Annotated in this window: 18 protein-coding genes and 1 pseudogene; 10 read left to right on the plus strand and 9 right to left on the minus strand. The window is 61.2% G+C overall.

The features are described from left to right. Positions 1-327 precede the first annotated feature (327 nt). Together F6X37_RS37110 and F6X37_RS25175 are read right to left on the minus strand one after the other, a co-directional pair. Complete coding sequence (locus F6X37_RS37110; RefSeq protein WP_262420019.1) at positions 328-876, minus strand: hypothetical protein; 549 nt, start codon at positions 874-876, stop codon at positions 328-330. Between the two features lie 170 nt (positions 877-1,046). After that, positions 1,047-1,313 (minus strand): hypothetical protein, encoded by a 267-nt coding sequence (locus tag F6X37_RS25175; protein ID WP_184063215.1) that lies wholly within the window; start codon positions 1,311-1,313, stop codon positions 1,047-1,049. A gap of 424 nt (positions 1,314-1,737) precedes the next feature. On the opposite strand from F6X37_RS25175, the gene F6X37_RS37695 reads away from it, so the two are divergent. Then, a complete protein-coding gene (locus tag F6X37_RS37695) occupies positions 1,738-3,741 on the plus strand; it encodes a hybrid sensor histidine kinase/response regulator (protein WP_187613172.1) in 2,004 nt (667 codons plus the stop codon). On the opposite strand, the gene F6X37_RS25185 is transcribed toward F6X37_RS37695, so the two are convergent. From F6X37_RS25185 to F6X37_RS25210, 6 genes and pseudogenes are all read right to left on the minus strand, one after another. Beyond that, complete coding sequence (locus F6X37_RS25185; RefSeq protein WP_187613173.1) at positions 3,683-4,432, minus strand: response regulator; 750 nt, start codon at positions 4,430-4,432, stop codon at positions 3,683-3,685. The genes F6X37_RS37695 and F6X37_RS25185 overlap by 59 nt on opposite strands. Before the next feature lie 518 nt (positions 4,433-4,950). After that, positions 4,951-5,583, minus strand: coding sequence for a TetR/AcrR family transcriptional regulator (locus tag F6X37_RS25190; RefSeq protein WP_187613174.1), 633 nt, complete (start codon positions 5,581-5,583; stop codon positions 4,951-4,953). Positions 5,584-5,949: 366 nt separating this feature from the next. Further along, positions 5,950-7,233 (minus strand): annotated as a pseudogene (locus F6X37_RS25195) (glycosyltransferase family 2 protein). A 67-nt stretch (positions 7,234-7,300) separates the two neighbouring features. Beyond that, entirely contained in the window at positions 7,301-7,903 is a 603-nt protein-coding gene (locus tag F6X37_RS25200; RefSeq protein ID WP_187613175.1) for a cytochrome b, read from the minus strand. A 43-nt stretch (positions 7,904-7,946) separates the two neighbouring features. Further along, positions 7,947-8,078 (minus strand): TetR family transcriptional regulator, encoded by a 132-nt coding sequence (locus tag F6X37_RS38020; RefSeq protein ID WP_410451427.1) that lies wholly within the window; start codon positions 8,076-8,078, stop codon positions 7,947-7,949. A gap of 84 nt (positions 8,079-8,162) precedes the next feature. Then, entirely contained in the window at positions 8,163-9,143 is a 981-nt protein-coding gene (locus F6X37_RS25210; protein ID WP_187613176.1) for a fumarylacetoacetate hydrolase family protein, read from the minus strand. Between the two features lie 145 nt (positions 9,144-9,288). Between F6X37_RS25210 and F6X37_RS25215 the strand changes: the two genes are divergently transcribed. From F6X37_RS25215 to F6X37_RS25255, 9 genes are all read left to right on the plus strand, one after another. Further along, positions 9,289-10,284, plus strand: a complete 996-nt coding sequence (locus tag F6X37_RS25215; RefSeq protein ID WP_187613177.1) for a hypothetical protein — start codon at positions 9,289-9,291, stop codon at positions 10,282-10,284. A 574-nt stretch (positions 10,285-10,858) separates the two neighbouring features. Continuing rightward, a complete protein-coding gene (locus F6X37_RS25220) occupies positions 10,859-11,167 on the plus strand; it encodes a hypothetical protein (protein WP_184063235.1) in 309 nt (102 codons plus the stop codon). A gap of 200 nt (positions 11,168-11,367) precedes the next feature. Then, a complete protein-coding gene (locus F6X37_RS25225; RefSeq protein ID WP_187613178.1) occupies positions 11,368-12,465 on the plus strand; it encodes a transporter in 1,098 nt (365 codons plus the stop codon). A gap of 335 nt (positions 12,466-12,800) precedes the next feature. Next, entirely contained in the window at positions 12,801-14,516 is a 1,716-nt protein-coding gene (locus F6X37_RS25230) for a sulfatase-like hydrolase/transferase (protein ID WP_187613179.1), read from the plus strand. Between the two features lie 102 nt (positions 14,517-14,618). Further along, positions 14,619-16,304: a bifunctional 3-(3-hydroxy-phenyl)propionate/3-hydroxycinnamic acid hydroxylase gene (locus tag F6X37_RS25235; RefSeq protein ID WP_187613202.1), complete on the plus strand. Its 1,686-nt coding sequence runs from the start codon at positions 14,619-14,621 to the stop codon at positions 16,302-16,304. Positions 16,305-16,314: 10 nt separating this feature from the next. Continuing rightward, positions 16,315-17,388, plus strand: coding sequence for a VOC family protein (locus tag F6X37_RS25240; protein WP_187613180.1), 1,074 nt, complete (start codon positions 16,315-16,317; stop codon positions 17,386-17,388). Positions 17,389-17,424: 36 nt separating this feature from the next. Continuing rightward, on the plus strand, positions 17,425-18,381 hold the full coding sequence (locus F6X37_RS25245; protein ID WP_187613181.1) for a fumarylacetoacetate hydrolase family protein: 957 nt from the start codon (positions 17,425-17,427) through the stop codon (positions 18,379-18,381). Continuing rightward, on the plus strand, positions 18,378-20,387 hold the full coding sequence (locus F6X37_RS25250) for an acyl-CoA synthetase (RefSeq protein WP_187613182.1): 2,010 nt from the start codon (positions 18,378-18,380) through the stop codon (positions 20,385-20,387). The genes F6X37_RS25245 and F6X37_RS25250 overlap by 4 nt, the downstream gene beginning before the upstream one ends. A gap of 36 nt (positions 20,388-20,423) precedes the next feature. After that, positions 20,424-21,128, plus strand: a complete 705-nt coding sequence (locus F6X37_RS25255; RefSeq protein WP_187613183.1) for a carboxymuconolactone decarboxylase family protein — start codon at positions 20,424-20,426, stop codon at positions 21,126-21,128. A gap of 36 nt (positions 21,129-21,164) precedes the next feature. Here the strand turns inward: F6X37_RS25255 and F6X37_RS25260 are convergent, their stop codons facing one another. Then, positions 21,165-21,881, minus strand: coding sequence for a TetR/AcrR family transcriptional regulator (locus F6X37_RS25260; RefSeq protein WP_187613184.1), 717 nt, complete (start codon positions 21,879-21,881; stop codon positions 21,165-21,167). Positions 21,882-22,007 lie beyond the last annotated feature (126 nt).

Consider the following 22,007-nt stretch of genomic DNA (forward strand, 5'->3'; position numbering starts at 1 on the left):
AGGATCTGCCACCGGTCCTGACCGGCAATCGATACACAGCCCGCAGGCGGACGCCTGGACGGCGCTTACGGCGGGTTGGCAGGGCTCGAAGTGCTTCGCGCGCTGGATCCAGCGGGCATCGCGACACGGCATCCTGTCGAGGTCGTCGCGGGGACGAACGAGGAAGGCAGTCGTTTTGCGCCCGGCGCGGGGGCTCGAGTGCGTTCGTCGATCCCGCGTTGCTCGCGGGCTACCGCGAATCGCGCGACGCCGCAGGCATCCGGTTTGGAGATGCGCTGGATGAAGCGCTTGCGGCAACGCCCGTCATTGCGGTTACGTGAAGACCCGCTATCGTGGTCTGATGAAGAACATCGCCCAGATCACCACGCTTCGGGGAAGTCGAAGGACGCGATCGGACAGCAGCTCGCCGGTGAGAAATGCGACGGGAATAACGCCTGCCCACGCGAAATGACGCCTAATGCTATCAGCAACCTCCTTGCCAGTGGCTCCGTCGCGCCGCCGGATATCGGTGACGATGAGATCGGGAATGCGGCTGTCATCGGCGAGGATGACGTCAAATCCATCCATCGATTCTGCGGCGTGCACGAACGCGCCCGCGCTCGCGGCACGTTCCAGTGGAATGGTGACGAGCAAACCGACGATATACATCATCGGCACCATCGTGGCGTGCGCAATCACCGACTCCACGCGCGCGTCGACGCTCTGGCCGCTGGGCTTGAAATAGAGCATGACCAGGTAACTGACAACGCATAGCCCGATCAGCCACGCCGCCGTGATCCCTCGGAGCCGGAATGCCATGAATATCATGAAAAGGGAAAACGTCAGGATCGGATAGGCTTGCCGCCAAGCCAGGTCGCCCGGATAGATCTGCACCATTCTCAGGACCGCGCACCAGCAACTGATCGTCCAGACACTGAGCAGCTCGACGGCCCTCCGCTCGACGAAATAGCATCGTTGAGATCCAGAACTGAGGGATCTATACACGCCGACGACGGTGAAGGTGACGGTTCGATAGTCGAAACATCCTTCTGGCCCGCGCCCCTCACCTAGCTGCCTCGGTAAAGCTCGACCATCTTCGCTGCTTCGCCATTTTTCTGGAAATCCTCCAGCTCGCGCATCACCTGCTCGCGTGTTTTTCCGGGGAGAACAGGATCTGCCGATGTGGCAGCCGGAACCGCGACCGCCGGAGCCTGCTGGGTGCTGCCAGCCGCTACGGACTCCTGCTGGTTGGTCGCTGATTGGGCGAAGCATCCATCTGCTGTCACTCCAGCCACCACGACAAGACAGACGGTAACCGATTGATAAAGTTTCATGAGAGTACTCCTTCGAAGTTTAAGAGATCGGCGTGTTCACTCTCTCGCCGACCCACAGCATTCTTCGCACGAGCCAACGCAGATTCGGCCTCCTTGCGACGATCAGCCGATCCAGGTGCACTCGATGACTGCCCTGTCAGCGTTGCTGTCATATTCATTCTTGGTCAGCCGAAACGCCATCGCAACGCACATGCGTAGGCGATGAACAACCACCGTCGACGAAAGATGTATGCACTGTCGATGTCCGATCCCAATCCCGATCCCGATGACGTGTCGGACATTCGCCTCCCGACGGCGGTCCTTCCTGAACGGTCCAGCTGCGGGCACGTCACGTCGCTGATACATTTGTGGCTGATGGTAGGGATGGCGACCTGCTATTCTGTTTTTATCGCACCGCGGCTACGGACGAGGGCGTTGTGCATCCGTGGCCTTCGACATCGCTTTCGCTGCAATTCGCCGCATTGCTCCGTTAGCCACGATCGGTGGAGATCTTTCCAGCCAGTGGTGCGGCGATAAAGCTCATCGATGTGGAGCACTATCCCACGGTGATTTTTCTGGTCCGGCAGGCCTTATGAAATTGTCAGGCTTCGTGGTACGCAAGTTTGCCTCGGCAGATCTCGAGCGCGCGTTCCGTACTGACTATGCGCGCCGCTACGCCGGCCAACGCAGGCTGGCTGGCGCCGCCAGCCTCCTGCTGTGGATCCTGTTTGCTCGCCGCGATTGGTGGCTGCTGACCCGGGTCGATCCCAGCATCATCTTTCACGTTGGCTATCTGCGGCTCGCCGGTGCCGTGGGTATGGCTGTGCCGATATGTTTGATGTGGGGACCGCGTGCCTTTGACGAACGCTGGGTGGTCGGATTGCTTTGCGTATGGATGCTGAGCTGCTGGTTCACGCTCTTGCAGTTGATGGAGCTTTACCCGGCGGCCTTGGCTTTCCGGGAAGTATTCCCCGAATTTTTACTTGTCCTTTTCACGATATTCACATTGCTCCGACTTCGAGCAATCACGGCAGCGTGGTTAGTCGGGCTGGGCGTTGTAAGCTTTCACCTTACCCTTTCTCTCTGGCCACGGACGGGCGCTTCCACGGTGGGCGCTGGCTGGGCGTCCCGTGGGTCTGTGCTGGCCATCATGTATTTTATGGGCGTTGTCATCTGCATTCAGTTTGAACGCGCTGCCCGCCGTGAATTTATGTTCAGGCGGACTTTGCGCGCAGCAAGCGCACGCGTTCAGGCGGCGTCCTCCGCTGTCAAACGGCAGAATGAACGCATGAGAGAGCTGGTCAGAGAGAAGGAACGGTTCTTTTCATCGGCCTATCACGACATCCAGCAGCCGCTCGCCGCAATCAACCTCTTCATCCGCAGCGCGCGGACAAAGCTCGAAGCTGGTCACGCCGCAACGCATGATCTCGACGTCATCGAGGAGACGGCAGGCGACATCCTCGACATGTTCAAGAACATTCAGGACTACAGCGAACTGGGTTCGTACGTTCCAAGCCTGTCGCCGATCGATACACAAGCCGTGCTGGCCGATGTTTTTGAACAATATCTTGAACCGGCGAGATCGCAGGGCATCGAAATCAGAAGCACCATGCGCTTGCGCCGCCCGCCGCCCATTGAAAGCGACCGCTCGCTGTTCAAGCGGGTATTGTCCAACCTCGTATCGAACGCGATCAAGAACACCCGTACGGGAGGCGTCGTTATCGGGTGGGTGGAGGTCGGCGAACGGCTTCGCATCGACGTCTGGGATACGGGCGTCGGTATCTCGCCCGCACATCGGGATGCGATATTCGCCGAGTACTATCAGATTGACAACCCGGGCCGCGATCGCTCGAAAGGCTTGGGACTCGGGCTGTCCATCGTCCAACGGGTCATTGGGATTCTGCCGGGGCACAGCTTGAGGTTCTATTCGGTCGAAGGGCGCGGGTCGCACTTTTCCCTGTACGCTCCAATTTCGATAATGACGCCGGTCATCGGGACGGAGGACCGAAAGGATGATGCATACACGTCCGTGCTCAAGGGCAAATACGTCCTGCTTTGCGACGACGAACCGACCGTTCTCGAAGGTCTGCGGCGGCTGTTTATCAGCGCGGGCGCACTCGTGGATACTGCCGGGTCAATGACGGGCTTCGAAGCGATTCTGGCCGATGAAGGCCGCGCACCCGACGTCCTCGTCACCGATATACGGCTGCGCGAAGGGCCAAACGGCATTGAGCTTGCCGAACGGATCAGGCGGCGTTTCGACTGGGCGGGCGCGCTGCCCGTTGCGTTCATCACGGGCGAGCTGATTTCCCCGCCCTCGCTTCGCGATTTTTCCCAGCCTTTCGTGTTGCTGCGCAAGTCTTCCGCGCCAGAAAACACGCTCGTTGAAGTCAGCCGGTTCGTTGCCGCCCAACAGCCGGCAGACTTTTGTCATGTGCGGGATCCGTGACTGGCGGAACGCCAAGTTTGATCCCTCTATCTGCAAGCATCACGATCAGTTCCGTACGGCGCCGCAGATTGAAATGCGCGAGCAGATGACTGATGTATTTCCGTACGGTAATGTCCTCGAGCCCCATTTTCAGCGCGATGACCTTGGATGGAAGCCCGCGCACCAGCCACGCCAAGGTTTCGAACTCTCTCGGAGTCAGTCCCAGTTCAGATGCGGTGCTCATTTCTGAGTTGCCTCCCGACTGGGGGTGCCGAGGTTCATCCGCGGGGGCGTCGTCTGCGCTCATGTCACGCCTGAGCGTCGCGATGCTTGACGCAGGCAGGAATACGCCGCCGGCCAGCACCGCGCTTATCGCCGCATGAAGCGCTTCAGGAGATGACGATTTGGGCACGTATCCCATGGCGCGAAGTTCGATGCATCGGCCAATGGTTTCCACGCTACCGTCGGCCGAGATCACAATCACCGGTAAAGACGGGCGCGACTCCTTCAATTCGGCAAGCGCGTCGCAACCGTGACCATCGGGAAGGTCGAGATCGAGAAAAACGATGTTCAGGAATTCGCCGAGCGCATGATTCAAACCTTGTGACAACGTACTCGCGTGCAGCAACTCGATGTCCGGAAAGATCTGTCTCAGCAGAAGCGCCAGTCCGGCTCTGAACAGTTCGTGATCGTCGACGATCAGTACGCGCATTCCATCGTCTCCCTGAACCGCTTTCGAAGCGGGCCGCAATGACGCAGCGGATGATGCTACATCCGTGGCGGTCTTGCGTTGTGTCAGACCAATAGTACATGCAGTGTACCGATGCCCCGGACGGCGACGGCTGACCAATAGGACATTGCCTCGAATGTGGCGGTTTTTGCCCGTCGTCCGGCGATTCAAGCCTACCGGAATGGGGATAAACTCACGAGCGGACGCTTCAACTTGACCTGCTCGCGCAGCGGTTGGCGCAAGAAATCTCCCTCTGGCACCCGCGTCTTCGGGCCAATCCCCACTTCGTCAAAATTTGCAGGATTCGTGCGGCAATATGCATGCGCCATGTAAATCACGCAACTCCATTTCCGCATCGGATTCTTGCTGCGTAAGCCGCTGAGAGTTGTCTGAGAGTTGTTCGGGAACGCCTACTTGGGCAAAGCGATGTTGGCACTCCATTGCGCGAATTCAGTTTTGCTCATCGATAATTAGCCGTTAGTCTTAAATCGTTGCACCATTTATCTATTGAGTTGACTAAGGCCAAATTCAAATTCCCGTCTCAGTACGCCGGACACATCAATGAACATTTGTTCGGCCGTCATCTCGTTCTGCTCGATCTGAAGCGACATGAAGACGCCGTCCAGCAATTGAAGTAACATTCGCCCCATTCTTTGGGCAAGGCGCTTCGCACCGTCGGACTCATAGCCCTCTAAAAGGGGGGCCACAGATCGCTCGACATAATCCCTCCATTCGCGCCGGATCTTGACCGCAGCGTCCCGTATTTCATGGCGACTGGCTTGATGTTCGGTTGCGACGATCATCATAAGGCGCAAAAATTCCGGTGCCTGAACGAAGCCAGAAGCGAATACCATCAGCTTTTCATAGGGGTCGGTCTTCTGATCCGAAAAAGGCTTAAATTTCCGCCTCCATTCCTCTGCGGTAATGGTAAGGACTTCTGCAAAGAGCCTCTCTTTGGATTCAAACGCCCAATAGATTGACCCCGAAAGCACGTTCGCTTTTTTTGCGATCTTTGATATCGATGCCGCTGTATATCCTTGCTCGGCAAACACCTCGCGCGCGGCCGCCAAGATACGGTCGCGAGCGAGCTGCGGATCGACGTTTTTTTTTATTTTTTCGTTTGCATTAGGCATAAATCTTCTTTCTGAGTTTGTTTCAGTCCTCCATGATAACTGGGTTTTCCAGTCTGATCGGGGTGAATGACGACGCGGTGCAAATCGCGCAGGGACGCCTCGGCGGGTGCATCGAGGGTGCTGCGATCCAGCGGGGGCGCTGCATGCATGAGGGACGCCTCCTGGCACGAACGGAACCAGGCTCGGCCGACGGCGCACGCGGGGACCGCATCGAAACCCAGTCTACTCGAACATCCGAGACGAGGTGTCTGCCAGCCCGCCGTTGCCGTCGAAATCGCCTGGCAAGGCAGCCACGCGAGCGCGGCCGATCCTGCCGGCGCAGACCGGACGACGCTCGCGGCGTAACCGCGCAGCCGGCGTGGCTCGTCAGTGTTCGTCGGGCGCCACTAGCCCCGAGCGCTGCTGCCGGCCCCACGAGTGCCCGCCGCGCAGGAAGTGCAGCCAGCCGAGCAGCGCGCCGGTATGGCGAATCAGCTGGAACCTGAAGGGCTCGGCAAGCGCCGCCGCCATGGCCATCCACAGATTCGAGCTGGGGCGTTCGCCGGTCCAGCGGCGGTACAGGTGGATACAGCAGAGATAGAACGCCAGGTCGATGGCGGTTTTCAGGCCGATCACGCTGAAAATCGACACCACGATCGCGCGGTGCCCGCCGAACAGAAAGCCGAGCAGCAGCGCGAACGCGGTCAAGCCGTAGATCGGCTGCATCGTATCGATCGCCTTGACCGGCAGCATCAGCATCCCGAGCGTGCCGTAGCGCGGATTGCCGGTCATGTCGCGATTTCAGTACTGAGTCTGCAGAAAGCCGGCGAACCAGCGACGCCGCTGCCGCAGAAAGCTGCCGAGCGTGCCGGGCGCGTCCGTGCGCGCATGCGCGTCGCCGACCACGCGCACCGCCCAGCCGAGCCCGTGATCCGCCGAATGGCGGCGCAGCCGGTGAATCAACTCGTAGTCCTCCACCAGACACTGCGGATCGAAGCCGCCTACCGCCAGCAGCGCATCGCGCCTGAACGCGGCGAACGCGCCCGACACCAGCAGCAGGCTGTCGGCGCGCATCCACGCAAAGCGCGCGATGAAGTTGCGCATGTACTCGTAGGTCTGAAACCACTGGAACACACGGCCCGACACGCTCTTGCCGCAGATCGGCACGAGAATGCCGGCCGCCGCCACCAGCGTGGGATCGCTCGCGAAAGCGGCGCGCATGGCATAGGTGGCGTCGTCGGCCAGCAGCGTGTCGGCATCGACGCTCATCACGGTGTCGGTGCTCATCACCGCAATCGCCGCGTTCAGCGCGCGCGCCTTGCCGCCGTGCGGCACGCGCAGCCGGTACAGATTGGGATAGAGCGAACTGGGCGCGCTCAGTTTGCCGTCCGCGGCCGGGGTCAGGCCGAAGCGCTCCGTGAGCAGCGCGCGCGTGTTGTCGGTGGAGCCGTCGTCGGCGATCACGATCTGCGTCAGGCCGTGCACCTGCCGCAGCAACGCGGCAAGCGTCACGGGCAGCACGGCGGCTTCATGCAAAAAGAACGCCCGGGCGAACAGCAGTAGCCATACCACGACGACACTCAGGTGAATCAGCGTGCTCGGCAGCGGGGCGGGGCGCGGCAGAATGCGCGGCGATATGAGCGCGAGCGCCTGTTCCAGTGATCTCTTCAAAATGGCTGCTGAATCTGTCGATACCGCGTTGATAAAAGGCCTGCGTCAAAAGGAACAGCGACGGCCGTCACGGCACCATGCGTTTGAGCACCGACTTGCGATCGATCCATTGATGCTTGAGCGCACCGCCCACATGCATCAGAAGCATGGCGTAGAGCGCATAGCCGAGCCACGCATGCAGGGCGCCGAAGCGATCGTGCAAGCTTTCCTTCAGCGCCGGATCGAGACGCGTCACGTAGCCGATGCGCGGCCACGGGAACAGGTTGAACAGGCGCATCGGATGAGTCGCCGCGTCTTTCCAGGCCGAATCGTGCAACCAGCCCGACAGCGGCAAGCCGATCATGAGCAGATACAGCACGAAATGCGCGACGTGCGCGGCGCGCATTTCCCAAGCCGGAAAGTCGGCCGGCAACGGCGGCGGCCGGTGCGACACGCGCCACAAGATGCGCAACAGGACGAGGCAGAGCACGATGATGCCGATCGATTTGTGAGTATCGATCACCGGACACACCCAGTCGTCAGGCAGCGAATCCGCGCTGAGCCCCAACACGACATTGCCGATCATCAGCACCGCGATGATCCAGTGCAGCAGCATCGCCGTGCGGGTGTAGCGCCACGAAGCCTGCGCAGCGCTCGACTGCGCAAGCGGGACAGGGGCCGGAGTGGTCATCGATGATTCCGTCCGGACATGAAGGCGATCCTGCACAACCTGTTTAAAACGGCGTCGTCGAAATAGTGCCTGCGTCTATAAATTGACCCGATAGAACGTTCGCCTTTTTTGCCATTTTTGATATAGATGCCGCGGTGTATCCTTGCTCGGCAAACACCTCACACGCGGCCGCCAAGATGCGGTCGCGAGCGAGGTGCGGATCGACGGTCTTTTCGTTTTTCCGTTTGCATTAGGCATCAATCTTCTTTCTGAGCTTGTTTCAGCCCTCCACGATAACTGGATTTTCCAGTCTGCCTATGCCTTCAATTTCTACCGAGATGGGCTTGCCTGAGCGTCGGATATCCCAATGAGCCAGCATGAGATACTTGCCACCGATCCGCGGCTGCATCGCAGTGCCGCAATGCAGCACATCGCCTGGTTCAAGCGTCATGTATTTGGACGCGTGGGCGATAATCCTTTGTACCGAGAATGTCAAATTAGCCGTTGAATCTTCGAAGACAAGATCATCGCCGTCGAAGGAGTTGATCGTCAGCCGATTGGGGTCCTGAATTTCATCGCGCGTGACGATCCAAGGCCCCATCGGACCAAAGGTATCGGCACCTTTGGACAATGTGTGATACGTCAGATAGATCGAGCGCTCGTGCTCCTCGTCTCGTACGTGACGCCAGGTCAAAAGTTCCCGGTAGCCGCCACGGACCACCCCGGGAAGAACAATCTCCAGGCTGTCTTGTTCTTTCAGCCCGGGTGAGGTCACGTCATTCACGATGGTGTAGCCAAAGACGTGGTCGAGCGCCTGCGACTCCGCAATCATCTTGCCTCCGCGCCCAATCACTACCGCAAGCTCTGGCTCGGGGTGGGTCAGGCCGAACTCTTCTCGCACGATCACGGGGCGTCCGCAACCTACCAGCGAACTGGCAGGCTTGAGAAAGAAGGCGGGATTTGCAAACGGCCGAAATGCCAACTCTTGTCCCATCCGATTATTGATGGCGACGCCGATGATCTTACCAGGTCGAGAAAGCGGAGGGCACCACGAGACCTGGTTCAATGGAATTGGCTGGACTCCCGACAATGCCGCCGTGATCGTCTCCTGTCTCAAGCGATGATCGGCCATCGCTGCAATGAGCGCCTCAAGGGATTCCGGTGCTTGCGCACCCAATGCACCCTTAAGATCCACGACACCTGCGTCACACACGGCGCCATAAGTCCGCCGCTGAGCGGTCTCAAAACTACAGAACTTCATCTCGGAACCTCCACGTTGCTTGACCAGTAGAAGTTGCCATGATACCGTGCCTTGGTTGATCGATCAAGTAAGAAGCAAATTTTTGTTCTCGGGCCGCCCGGCAAAAGGGCTTAGATGGCGGCGCGAGCTGCCCTGGAGTGAGTAAATGGATTTCATGATGGTGTGCGCGTCGCACTCTCCCATCCTGGACTTCCCTGCAAAGCAGAGTCGTTCAGTGCGCAACGTTCTCGAGGCACTCGAGGGTCAGCGCGCGCGCATCGCTTCGTTCGCACCTGATCTGGTGATCCTCTTTGGCGTCGATCACTATGGGGGGCAGCAAATGAATTGCATGCCGTCGTTCTGTGTCGCGGTGCAAGCGACGGCGCTTGCTGATGTGGGCGGGACGCCGGGCCATCTCAATGTCCCCAGGGATCTGGCGGTGCAGGCGGTAAAGTCGATACGTGGCCAAGGTGTGGACACGGCCGTTTCATACGCCATGGAGGTTGACCACGGTTTCTCGCAGGCACTGAAGTACCTGACCGGCGGGCTGGCCGCCTATCCTGTCCTGCCGATCTTCGTGAGCTGCCTCCAACCGCCATTCAGCCCCTATGCGCGCGCCCGGGCATTGGGGGAGGCGGTCGGCAACTTTGCGCGCTCGCTGCGTCAGGCTCGCGTGCTCTTTATCGGTACCGGCGGGCTGGCCCACGACCCGAGCAGGCTGTTTCCTCCGATCGACTCGGTCAAGGACCGATGGAGACCCTACATCCTGCAAGGCAAGGCGCAATCGCAGGTGACGCAACAAGCCTGGATCGACTACGAGATCAAAGCCCACCGAACCGTTGCAAAAATCCTCGCTAGCGTACTCATGCCTGCAAAACTGGCCGGGCTCAACGACGGCTGGGACAAGGCGTTCATGGAAGCGTACTGCTCGGGTCGATTGAACCAGTTCGACGACTGGGATCCCGAGCAGGTGATGGCCAAGGCAGGAATTGGAGCGGTGGAAACCCAATCCTGGATCGCCGCCGCAGCTGCCATGCATATCGCAACAGGCGCTGTTCCTCACAAGGTATTTCAGGAGCTATCCAAAGAAATTGGCATTGGTTTTGGCATTGCGGAAGCCGGTCCAGCAAAAGGGCGCAGTGTCTGCGCCCCCCAGCTTTGAACTGCTTCGGATCCGAACCAGAGATCGCAGACAAATTTTGATACATAGGTCTGCGAAATGACGCTCCGCGCCGATTTAAATGGTGTTGAGACTTCGGCTTGTTGCAAGCGCCTCCGCATGCGCCGGCCGCCAGACTTCGCACGATCCGGACGATTAGCCCAAGCCTGTTTTTTGTGCCGGCTGCCGCTTCCGGCAAGCCGCGATTTTGCCAAGGACAGGGTGCACGGATCTCATCGCGGCTGCGGGCGATGCAGACCGCTTCGATATCCAGAAAAAGAAGCCTCCAAAAGGCATCGGGTCCATGCATGCACGAACAGTCCGATTCTCCCAAACCACGTGTTGCCCCTGCCGCCTAGGTATAAACGACAGTATCGTCATGATGACGATGATGTCACCATGAAAACCACATAACGGCCATTGCGTCGTGTAATGGGTGATGCGCATGCCGCATGCCGCATGCAACACCAATGCTGGCCGACGGCAGACATAGCCCTATCGGCGCGCTCAGGCTTGCGCCGAGCGAAGCCCCGACAAGCCACCGTGCGCGGCATCGCCCACCGCTGCTGGAGAAATCATGGAGAACACGATGCGGCTAACCAGATATGCAACCTTGCCCGGGCTGCTGTTGCTGCTCAGTTCATGTGGCCGATTGCGAGATCCGTTCATTGAGTCGCAGGTACGCGATCGGACCGACTATTCGGTGATTCAGGACAAGTCGACGAATTGCGTAATCGTTTGCGGCACCGGGTCGCCGCAGATCACGTCGGTGTGCGCTCAGGGCTGTACCCTGGCGGCGTCCGGAACGCAACGATTCCTATTCCGTGCGGGCGAGAACGCCATGCGCAACATCGAGGTCAGCCACGTACCACTAAAAAGCGGTTGACGGAGCATTCATCCCTGTGGTTCCAGAGCTTTCATCCCGCACCGGCGTGTAAAAACGCTGGTCCAGAGCAGTCCGTTGCCCAGCTAACGCGCCCGCCACGCTTCTTTCAACTAGGAGAAACACATGTCTTCCGGAGCCGATGGATGGCTCCGGTGGGGCACCGGTTGCCGTAGTTCTACAACAAAGAGGAGGAGACACAGATGTTGCATCGTTCCATTTATCTTGGCTTGGCGGCGGTAAGCAGCCTTACCTCTATTGTTGCGCATGCAGGGGAGGATTTCGAGGTGAGGTACAACATTGCCGGCGCCATTGGTGGTGAAATGTTCGCGCCTCCCGATTCCACAGGGCTTGCCGTCGGTATTGCGGCGACCTACATGGACATTAAGAAAGTGACCGGTAACGACGGTAATACGCTCACAGCCTCCATTCCGGGCGGAACCGTGCCGCTGCCCGCGCCGAAGCCTGCGGCGCTGTATCCCTCCTATGACGCCAGCACTGCCCAGATCGACTCCACAGGCACGTTCAAGACCTTCGCCCTCGCCTTGGGCTATATCACTAGCGGCACCTACGGCGGCGGTCACCTGGTTTTCGGTGGTCTCCTGCCGTACGGCACCCAGACAAAGACGACTCAAGTCAACGCTTCAACGCCCGCTCTGCATTGGAATCCGGCGGTTCCTGCCGCAGCGCAAGGTGCTGTGGCGGCCCAGTTCGGCGCATCATATCAAGGGAGCCTTGCTAGCCAGGCAGCAGCTGGATCCGGCGACGTGTCGGGTATCGGCGACCTTGAATTGCAGGCTGGCTGGCTCTATACCGCCGGACAGCTTCGTGTTCTGGCAGGCGCTTCACTTGTGCTGCCGACGGGCCAGTATGACGCGTCAAACCCATCAGCCCCAGACATCGGCTTCGGCAATTTCTATACGGTGCGGCCGGCTGTCCAGGTGGCTTACCTACCGACCCCGGAGACTGCGCTCGCAGTAAAGCTGAGCATGGGTTTCAACACCAGGAACCGGGACGACAACGTGCGCAGCGGCAATTGGGTGGGCCTGGAAGGGGCGGCTGCATACAAGACTTCCATCGGCGTATTCGGACTACATACCGTCCTCGTTCAGCAGGTTCAGGACGACTCCAACAACCCTTGGGGTTCGAGTCGTTACCGAACGCTGAATGCCGGGGGGTTCTTTACCACCAAGGTGCCAGTCCTGAATGCTGCGCTGACGCTTCAGTACATGGCGACGGTCAGTTCACGTAATGCAAGGGCAGGCAGCTTCAGTCAAATACGGCTGATCAAGGTCTTTTGACAGCGGGTATCGATAGGGATCTCAAGCGGGACTAACGTGACGTGCCCATGCGGCTTTCTGCGGACCCGTACCGACGAGGACTCGGCGAGAAGCCCGGCTACACGTCAGCGTGCTCGCGGTCGAACGAGATGTCCATCGTTCGTCGTGTAGCATGCATAACGACATTTGTGTCATGATGGCAATATCGTCATTTTATATGGGGACACGATGCTGCGCTCAATACGCTCGACCGGCCGTGAATGTCAACACGGGCTCGATCCTGCGCGCAGACGCCGCGCCGTCCGCAATTTCCGGCAAGAGCTTTCGAGTATCTTTCCAGTAGCACCGAGGACGTCATGAATCTGCATCGAAGACAACTATTGATAGGCGCCGGCATTGCGGTTGCCGGCGGAATGATAGCTGCCCGTGCTTTAGGCAACGCTAAGCGTCCGCGCGCACACTTTGGTGCGCGCCGCGCCCGGCAACCGAACATCTTGCTGGTTGTCACCGACCAGGAGAGACACGGTTCATTGCTTCCCGAAGGCCTTCGTCTACCTCATCGAGATCGGCTGTACGAACGCGCGACGAATTTCTCAGGCATGAATGGAGTAACCGGCTTGTGCTCGATGGCGCGCGGGAACATTTACACGGGACTCCACTATCAATACAACGGTGTCTACGAGAACGTGCCCGTTCCGTTTGCGCACGACCTCTATAAGTCGGTTCCCACGCTGGGCACCATGTTGCAGGATGCCGGTTACGAAACCGCCTATTTCGGGAAGTGGCATCTGAGCCACCTACCGTCCCAGCCGGTCGGAACCGATCGGATGCGGGCCCTATTGGCCAGCTATGGTTTCGCCATCAGCGACCAGGATCGAGAATTCGACGGCGCCCTCGCCGGGTTCGATGCCGATCGCGGCATCGCGGAGAAGGCCGCGCAGTTCATCGGCAGCCGACGAAACGCCCGCCAACCGTGGTTTGCGGCCGTCAACTTCGTCAACCCGCACGACATCATGTATTTCCTGGCGACGCAGCGCCAGTTCGAGACCTATGTCCAGTTGCCGATCGGCGGCGTGTCGCTCAAGCCCGCGCCCGACGATCCGCTCTTTCGGCAGAACCTCGGCTTCGACCTGCCAGCCAATTTCGGCAAGGATGCCGACAGTGGGCGGGTGTCTGCGCACAAGCTCTTCGAGTTGGACTATGACATGGGGCTCGGACGCATTCCGCTCGATGATCGCGACGCCTGGCGGAACTACCAGAATTACTACTTCAATTGCCTGCGAGACGTGGATCGCAACATCGGCATCGTTTATGACGCGCTGGATGCCTCCGGAGGGTGGAACGACACAGTGGTCGTCTTTGTGAGCGATCACGGAGAGCTAAGTGGGGCGCACGCGCTGCGAGGCAAAGGCAACGTCATCTATCGCGAGAACTGCTGCCTGCCGTTTGCAGTCTGGCATCCCGATATGCCCGCTGGCGGGGACACCGCTGCCCTTGCCAGTCACATCGACATCGCGCCAACCCTCCTTTCATTCGCCGGGATCAATGAGGTCGAGCGACGTGCGGCGTATCCGCAACTGCAGGGAGTGGACTTGTCGGAGGCAATCCATGCCAGCGACCGCGGAACGACGGGCAGTGGCCGCAAAGGCGTTCTGTATCAGTGGGACAGCCGCATCTACGGCGTGCCCCCCCAGGCGATCCAGGAGGTGACCTCGGCGCACGGCGCCCTGTCGAGGACACTTTTCATGACCAAGGGTCTGCTGCTGGAAAGCATGAAAACGAGGAGCGGAATGCGGGGTGTGTTCGACGGGCGGTACAAGTTTGCCCGCTACTTTCGGCCTACTGAACACAATACGCCGGGGTCGTTTGCCGAACTCGTGCGATTCAACGATCTGGAGCTGTACGACACCTTGGCCGACCCGCTGGAGCAGACCAATCTGGCCGCCCGGCCGGGAAACGAGGCGCTGCTTTGGAAAATGGCCATGTTGTGCAACGAATTGATTGCCCTGGAGATCGGCGAGGATCGTGCGCAAATGCTGCCTGGTCCCCAGCTGCTGTGGAACGTAGGTTGACACCCGCAACCGAGTGCCCCGTCAGGGTGATTAATGTCACAAAGAGCCGGTCGGAACCGGCGAAACGGATAAGCGGAGTTCCTGGTGGAAACAATTGCGCAGATGAGCGCTCGGCCCGGTGGGTGCGTTGATTCGTTGCGGCGGACAGTCGGAGCGCTGCCGTCGGTCGTCGACGTGCTGGTCGTCGGCTTTGGGCCAGTAGGCGCCGCGTTAGCCAATTTGCTCGCGAGTCATGGCGTGCAGGTCCTGGTCATCGATAAGGCAACCGACATCTTCATGGCGCCGCGGGCCATCGCGCTGGACAACGAGGCACTGCGTATCTTGCAACTGGCGGGCGTGGCCGAAGGCGATTTCGAGACGCTGGCCATACCCTATGTGCGGATGCGCTCGCCGGCGCTGGGCGAGTTCGGCAAGGCCAACACGCTGGGTAGCCTGGACGGTCACCCGAAGCTCGTGACGTTCTATCAGCCGGACCTCGAGCGGTGCCTGCGCAGCCGGCTGGCGGGGTGTGCCCACGTGCAGACCGCCCTCGGGGTTTCGCTCAGCGGATTCCAGGCAGGGCAAGAGTTTGTCGTCGCGTCGCTGGACCTGGGTCAGGGGCGTACGCATTCGGTCCAGGCCGGCTACCTGGTCGGCGCAGATGGTGCCAGCTCGCTCGTGCGCCAACTGATCGGGCAGGAGTTCAAAGGCAAGACCTTCGTCGAGGACTGGCTGATCGTCGATGCCCGCAACGTCCCACGCCCGATCGACCATGTCGAGTTCAATTGCGATCACCGGCGGCCGACTCCGCATATGCCCGCACCCGACGGGCGTGAGCGCTGGGAATTCATGCTGCGGCCCGGGGAGACGCGCGAGGACATGGAGTCCGAGGCGCGCATTCGCGAGCTGCTCGCTCCGTGGGGCAACGTTGACGACATGGTCATCGAGCGCAAGGCTGTTTACCGCTTTCACGCCAGGACGGTGAACGCGTTCAGCCAGGGACGCGTTTTCCTGGCGGGCGATGCCGCGCACATCACGCCGCCATTCGTCGGACAGGGACTGGTCGCCGGGCTGCGCGATGCAGCCAATCTGTCCTGGAAGCTCGCCTGGGTCATTCGCGGGCGCGCCGCTGCGCAGATTCTCGAGACCTACGATCAGGAACGGCGTCCCCATGTGAAGGCGATGATCAACTTCGCGAAGTTGATGGGGAAATTGGTGATGCCGCGCAATGGCGGTCTCGCGCTGTTCACACACGGCTTGATGCGTATGGTGCGGCTCGTGCCACAGCTGCGCGCGCATTTCGAAGAACTGGGCCTCAAGCCGAAGAACGCCTATTCGCGCGGGCTCTTCGTCAAGGGCCGGACACGGACCAGGCTGGTGCGCGGCGCCGTCATTGCTCAGGGCTGGGTGCGCGGTTGCGACGGCACAACCTGCCTGAGCGACAACGTACTCGGCAAGGGCCTCACGCTGATCGGGTTCGGCAGCGACGCGGGCGCTGCGCTCGATAACGAGACGGCCACCGCGTTTGCCGCTGCCGGCGGCACTGTCGTTCAGATCGCGCATCGCGGGCAGCGGCTGCATCTTGCGCCAGGCGGCAGCTGGGAGGACCTGGACGGCGTCTTCCTTCCTCGCGTCGTATCGGTCGGCTGGGCCGCCGTGATCCGCCCTGACCGGACGATCCTCCACGACGGACCGGCGACCGAAGCGAGCCGGCTGGTGCGCGAGAGCCTGGCCTTGCTTGGCGCGCCGATCAGCGCCCCCGTCGGCGCGCCTGCGCCCTCTGTCGCACTTACCGTACCCTCCGCCTGAGGCTTCCCCCATGAACCTGACCACTGTACAACCGGCTCGCCATCCGCGCCCGACGACGAAAGCGTCGGCGCTGGCGTACCTGATTTTTGATCGCCCCGACCTCGCAAAAGCCGAGCGGTTTTTGAACGACTTCGGGCTTCGTACCGTGTCGCGCGACAGCGAGCGGATGTTCCTGCGGGGCACCGGAGCCGCGCCTTTCTGCTACGTGGCTCGCAAGGCGGCGAAGGCCCGTTTCGTCGGCTTCGGCTTGCGCGTGAACAGCAGGGCCGATCTTGAGGCGCTTTCGCGCGTGCCCGGTGCATCATCGGACGTGGAGTCGTCGAAGTGGCCAGGCGGCGGCTACCGTGTGGGCCTGGTCGACCCGTCGGGTTTCCGCGTCGACGCAATATTCGGCCAGGCGCCGGCGTCAGCGCTACCTCATCGGCCGCCGCTGCCGTTGAACTCCGTGGACGCCGCAGTGCGCATCAACGGGACGCAGCGCCCGCCGGTGGGGGCGCCGGACGTCATCCGCCTCGGGCACGTCGTGCTCGAACTGGCCGACTTTCAGCAGACCTGCGCGTGGTACACGCAGCACTTCGGGTTCATCCCAAGCGACGTGCAAGTGCTTCCTGACGGCTCGCCCGCGGTCACCTTCATGCGGCTCGATCTCGGCACCACGCCCGCGGACCACCACTCGGTCGCGTTGGCCCAAGGCTTCGCACCGCTCTACAGCCATAGCGCATACGAGGTGGTGGACGCCGATGCGGTCGGGATGGGACAACGCGTGCTGCGCGAGCAAGGCTGGACGCACGCCTGGGGTATCGGGCGACACATCCTCGGCAGCCAGGTGTTCGACTATTGGCAGGACCCGTGGGGCGACAAGCACGAGCACTACTGCGACGGCGACCTGTTCACCGAAGACGCACCGTTGGGGGTGCATGCCGTCAGCCGCGAAGCGATGTCGCAGTGGGGGCCGACCATGCCGCGCAGCTTCACCAAACCCAGGTTCACGCCGGCCAGTGTGGCAGCGCTCATCCGCAACCTCCGGCACAGTCCCGACGTGACGGTGGAGAAGCTGAAAACGCTCGCCAAGCTGTTCGCCTGACGCGAGTCATTTTGCAAAGCCATTCGAGGCGTATTTATGTCACTGCACGTTCTGCATTACAAGCATCAAGGCCGTGCCCAGTGGGGCGTCGTCCGCAAGGGCATCGTCACGCCGATTCCGGGCGAGTTCGAGACGACGGCCGACTTCATCCGCGTGAACCCTATCGAGACGCTGTCCGCGTTGACCGGGCCGGCGATTCCCGAGTCCGAAGTGGAGTGGCTCTCGCCCGTCACGCGTAATCAGCAGTTCGTCTGTCAAGGCGCGAACTACCGCCAGCACATGATCGAATCGGGCATGGACCCGGATGCGAAGACGTTCAACATGATCTTCACGAAGGCGACGAGCTGTGTCGTCCCGGCCGACTCGCCCGTCGTGCGGCCCCAGGAGGTGCGCTTTCTCGACTACGAGATCGAACTGGGTCTGGTGATGAAGCGCGACATCACGTCCCTTCAGTCGATCACCGATGCGAATCTGCACGAGTACATCGCCGGCGTGGTGATCGTGAACGACTACTCGGCCCGCGACATCCAGATCCCGCAGATGCAGTTCTATAAAGGCAAGAGCTACCGCACCTTCGGCCCGGTCGGCCCTTACTTGTGTCTGCTCGAGCCGCGCGACATCCCGAGGCTGCGACGACTCGATCTGACGCTGACCGTCAACGGCGCCGTGCGCCAGAAAGACTCGACGGCCAACCTCGTCTATGGTCCCGCCGAGACGCTGACCGAGCTGTCGGGCGTGCATGACCTGTATGTCGGCGACCTGCTCTCGACGGGCACGCCGTCCGGCTGTGCGCTCAGTGTTCCGTCCCCGGGCAAACAGAAGATTGCCGCACTGCTGCCTGAAGCAGTCAAGTGGAGGATGTTCATGAATGTGCAAGCGGGCAGGAGTCAGTATCTGAAGGCCGGCGACCTCGTCGAAGCGCGTATCGCCAGCCCCGACGGTCTGATCGATCTCGGCGTGCAGCGCAATCGCATCGTCGGAGAGGCAGCATGAAAGGGATCGCAAGCCAGGCGGACGTCCTTGCGATCGAAGCGCGAGGACTGCCGGCGGATCTGCCCGCGAGCACCTACGAGATGATCTGCCGCGGTGCGGCCGTCGATCCGTCCGCGCCCGCGCTCTCGTTCTTTCTGCGTGCCGACGATCACCGGAAGGCGGAGTGCTGGACCTACCGGGAGCTCCTCCGTGACATCACTCGAACCGCGAATCTGTTTGCGCGCCTGGGCGTGCGCAGCGACTCCGTGGTGGCCTATGTGCTGCCGAATCTGCCGGAAACCCATTTTGTCATCTGGGGCGGGGAGGCGGCCGGCATCGTCTGCGCCATCAATCCCCTGCTGGAGGGCGCTGCCATTGCCGACCTGCTCAATGCATCGGGGGCCAAGGTGCTCGTCACGCTGGCCCCGTTCCCCGGGACCGACCTTTGGCCTAAAGTGCAGGCGGTTCTCGACGAGGTGAAGTCTCTGCAGCATCTGGTGCTCGTCAATCTCGCAGACCGCGTGCGAGGGCCGAAGCGGCTCGCGGCCCGGCTCCTCCAACGCCGTGAGTGTGCGAGGCTGCATGGCCGCGGCGGTGTGCGTCGCGCCGTTCCTTTGCACATCGGGATCCACGATTTCGGCAAGGCGATCGCGCGGGAGTCCGGGGCCGCCCTGGACAGCCGGCGCCGCTTCAGCGCCCACGAGTCGTCCTCGTACTTTTGTACCGGCGGCACGACAGGGTTGCCGAAGATCGCCATGCGCCACCACGGCAATGAGGTCGCCAACGCCTGGAGCGTCGGCCAATTGTTCGGCGAGAGCATCGGCCCGGGCAAGACGGTGTTCTGCGGGCTGCCGCTCTTCCATGTCAATGCTGTTCTGGCGACGGGGCTCGTGCCGTTCTCGCGAGGCGCGCACGTGGTGCTCGGTACACCGCAGGGTTATCGCGGGGAAGGCGTCGTCAAACGCTTCTGGGAAATCGTCGAACACCACCGCATCAACTTTTTCAGCGGTGTCCCGACGCTCTACGCGTCGTTGCTCGACGTTCCCGTGGGCGGTCGCGATATCGGTTCGCTCGAATACGGCCTGTGCGGCGCGGCGCCGATGCCGGTCGAGGTGTTCCGTGTCTTCCAGGAGCGCACCGGCATCAGGATTCTCGAGGGCTACGGGCTCACCGAGGGGGTTTGCGTGAGCAGCGTCAATCCGCCGCTCGGAGACCGCCGGCTGGGGTCGATCGGGCTGCGTATTCCAGGGCAGGCGATGAAGGCCGTCATCGTCGACGACACCGGCCAATATGTCCGCGACTGCGTCGCGAACGAAGCCGGGATTCTCGTGATCTCCGGCCCGAACGTCTTTGCCGGTTATGCGCAGCCCGAGCAGAACAGGGGGCTCTGGCTGGATCTGGGCGATGGCAAGCGCTGGCTCAATACGGGAGACCTGGGGTGCTGCGATGCCGACGGCTATTTCCGGCTCACCGGCCGCAAGAAGGACTTGATCATTCGGGGCGGCCACAACATCGATCCCGCGACGATCGAGGAACCGCTTCACCGCCACCCCGCAGTCCAGATCGCCGCGGCGATCGGGCGGCCCGACGCGCACGCCGGAGAGTTGCCGGTGGCTTACGTCCAGCTCAAGCCCGGCGCAAGCGCCACCGAGCAGGAACTGGCGGAGTTCGTGCGCCGCGAGATCAGCGAGCGGGCCGCACTGCCCAAGCAGATCCGGATCGTGGATGCGATGCCGCTCACTGCCGTCGGCAAGATATTCAAGCCGGAGCTGAAGCGGCGCGAAACGGCCGACGCGCTACGCTCGGCGCTCGTCGAAGCCGGCATTGCGGGCGCCCGCGTGAGCGTCGACGAGAACAAGTCGAGCGGCATCTCCCTGCATATCGAACTTCCGGAAGCTGCGCTTGAAGCGAGGGCCAGTGCGGTAGTGGGGCGGTTCCCGTTTCCCTTCTCGATCGCGGCAGCCGCAGAGGCGGTGCGGGTGGGCAACAGGAAGACGGCAGGCGCGGACAATGAGGGCGGCCAATAGTCGGGTCGACAGGAAGCTATATAGGTTTGTGGTGATATGAACGAAGACCTTTTGGAGGCATTTCTAGCCATGACTTCTGCGGGAAAGAAAGCATTGGAGCCGCCCCTTGGGTGGAGAAGCCTGCGCGCACCTCGGTTGAGCCCACTGCGCCGGGACCAACTCCCGTTGATTCCGCGCGTGATGTTGAGGATCTTGGGAAAACGCGCACGCGTCAATGCACCCAATCTCTTCTTGACGTTGATGCGGCACCGGCGGCTCATCCGTCCCTGGCGGAAGTTCGCCTCGACGCTGATGCCTTACGGGACGCTGAGCCGCATTGATTGTGAACTGGCCATCTTGCGGGTTGCGTGGAACTGCCGAAGCAAATACGAGTGGTTTCAGCATGTCAGCATCGGGCTGGGCGCCGGCTTGAGCCCGACCGACATCGCGAGGGTCGCCGAAGGCCCTGATTCGCCCGCATGGAGCGTACACCACGCGGCCGTGCTCAGAGCGGCGGATGAAATCCATCATGACCGGGTCATTGCCGATGCGACGTGGAGGCAACTTGCCGAGCAGTACGACGACAAGAAGCTGATTGAACTCTGCATGTTGATCGGCCACTACGAGATGTTGGCGTCTGTGCTCAATTCACTGGGGATCCAGGTGGAAGAATCGCTTGACAAGCGCGTCCTCGCCGCCGGTATTGGCGGTCCCGTGAACGATGACCGAGCCCAAAGCGCGCGATCGGCGCGAGCCCAATGAACGCGGGGCGGCAGCGCTGACACCCCGTCAGTGGCTTCAGGCTGTCACGCCGCGCCTCCTGACGGTGTTCTCCTCCGCAGTGGCCGGTTGGTTGAGCACCTCTGACATCAGGCCGGTTGGGAAACTCGCGAGCGTCGGGAGCGCTCGTGTCGCTAGCCGATCGGCAGTTTTGCCCGGCAGGCCGAGCGCGCGAAGGGCTGCGGCTGCACTTTGTTCGGCGAAATCCGGATCGCAGCCCGGCTGCAACATCGAATGCATTGCGCCGAGGACGGCGCCGGCGACAACGTTGAGCGCCAGCGCAAGCGGCATTGGCCTGAAGCGGCTTGTTCGTATGCCGTTGGCCAGATCCCGTCGCGCGAAATCGAGCAGAAGCCCCGGTCCTTGCGCATCGGGCCAGCTCACGCGCACGAGGAAGCTGGCAACGACCGGGTAGTGCAGAGCGAGTCGCGACACCAGACGAATGCCGCAGGCGATTCGTTCAGCCGGGTCTTCGGATTGCAGGACGACCGGCTCGGCGAAAGCAATCAGCTCGTTTGCGACCGTCCCGGCCAGTTCCCGGATCAGCGCTTCCGGAGAGGCAAAGTATTTGTAGAACGTTCCCCGGGAGACTTCCGCGGCAGAGATCACATCATCGATCGACGTCGATGCGGGGCCTTTCTCCGCCACGAGACGAAGTGCGCTCTTCAGCAAGCGCGCCCGCATGCGCTCTCGGCGCTCTGCTGCGACGCGTGGGCGATGGTCATGAGTTTTCATTCACACGATTGTACGCTGTCCGTACTCGATCAAACGACGATCCTGTCATGATGACTACAAGATCACTCGGACACGCGCGAAAACCACGCCAACCCCGCCACGATGGCACGGGCCGCATGACGTGCC

The sequence above is a fragment of the Paraburkholderia sp. 31.1 genome (assembly GCF_014397645.1).
Taxonomy (GTDB): domain Bacteria; phylum Pseudomonadota; class Gammaproteobacteria; order Burkholderiales; family Burkholderiaceae; genus Paraburkholderia; species Paraburkholderia tuberum.

What these genes read in the sequence shown, in the direction of transcription:
- F6X37_RS37110 (WP_262420019.1), bottom strand. Translation starts at nt 876, where the DNA reads ATGGTGCAGATCTATCCGGGCGACCTGGCTTGGCGGCAAGCCTATCCG.
- F6X37_RS25175 (WP_184063215.1), bottom strand. Translation starts at nt 1,313, where the DNA reads ATGAAACTTTATCAATCGGTTACCGTCTGTCTTGTCGTGGTGGCTGGA.
- F6X37_RS25185 (WP_187613173.1), bottom strand. Translation starts at nt 4,432, where the DNA reads ATGCGCGTACTGATCGTCGACGATCACGAACTGTTCAGAGCCGGACTG.
- F6X37_RS25190 (WP_187613174.1), bottom strand. Translation starts at nt 5,583, where the DNA reads ATGCCTAATGCAAACGAAAAAATAAAAAAAAACGTCGATCCGCAGCTC.
- F6X37_RS25200 (WP_187613175.1), bottom strand. Translation starts at nt 7,903, where the DNA reads ATGACCACTCCGGCCCCTGTCCCGCTTGCGCAGTCGAGCGCTGCGCAG.
- F6X37_RS25210 (WP_187613176.1), bottom strand. Translation starts at nt 9,143, where the DNA reads ATGAAGTTCTGTAGTTTTGAGACCGCTCAGCGGCGGACTTATGGCGCC.
- F6X37_RS25215 (WP_187613177.1), top strand. Translation starts at nt 9,289, where the DNA reads ATGGATTTCATGATGGTGTGCGCGTCGCACTCTCCCATCCTGGACTTC.
- F6X37_RS25220 (WP_184063235.1), top strand. Translation starts at nt 10,859, where the DNA reads ATGGAGAACACGATGCGGCTAACCAGATATGCAACCTTGCCCGGGCTG.
- F6X37_RS25225 (WP_187613178.1), top strand. Translation starts at nt 11,368, where the DNA reads ATGTTGCATCGTTCCATTTATCTTGGCTTGGCGGCGGTAAGCAGCCTT.
- F6X37_RS25230 (WP_187613179.1), top strand. Translation starts at nt 12,801, where the DNA reads ATGAATCTGCATCGAAGACAACTATTGATAGGCGCCGGCATTGCGGTT.
- F6X37_RS25235 (WP_187613202.1), top strand. Translation starts at nt 14,619, where the DNA reads ATGAGCGCTCGGCCCGGTGGGTGCGTTGATTCGTTGCGGCGGACAGTC.
- F6X37_RS25240 (WP_187613180.1), top strand. Translation starts at nt 16,315, where the DNA reads ATGAACCTGACCACTGTACAACCGGCTCGCCATCCGCGCCCGACGACG.
- F6X37_RS25245 (WP_187613181.1), top strand. Translation starts at nt 17,425, where the DNA reads ATGTCACTGCACGTTCTGCATTACAAGCATCAAGGCCGTGCCCAGTGG.
- F6X37_RS25250 (WP_187613182.1), top strand. Translation starts at nt 18,378, where the DNA reads ATGAAAGGGATCGCAAGCCAGGCGGACGTCCTTGCGATCGAAGCGCGA.
- F6X37_RS25255 (WP_187613183.1), top strand. Translation starts at nt 20,424, where the DNA reads ATGAACGAAGACCTTTTGGAGGCATTTCTAGCCATGACTTCTGCGGGA.
- F6X37_RS25260 (WP_187613184.1), bottom strand. Translation starts at nt 21,881, where the DNA reads ATGAAAACTCATGACCATCGCCCACGCGTCGCAGCAGAGCGCCGAGAG.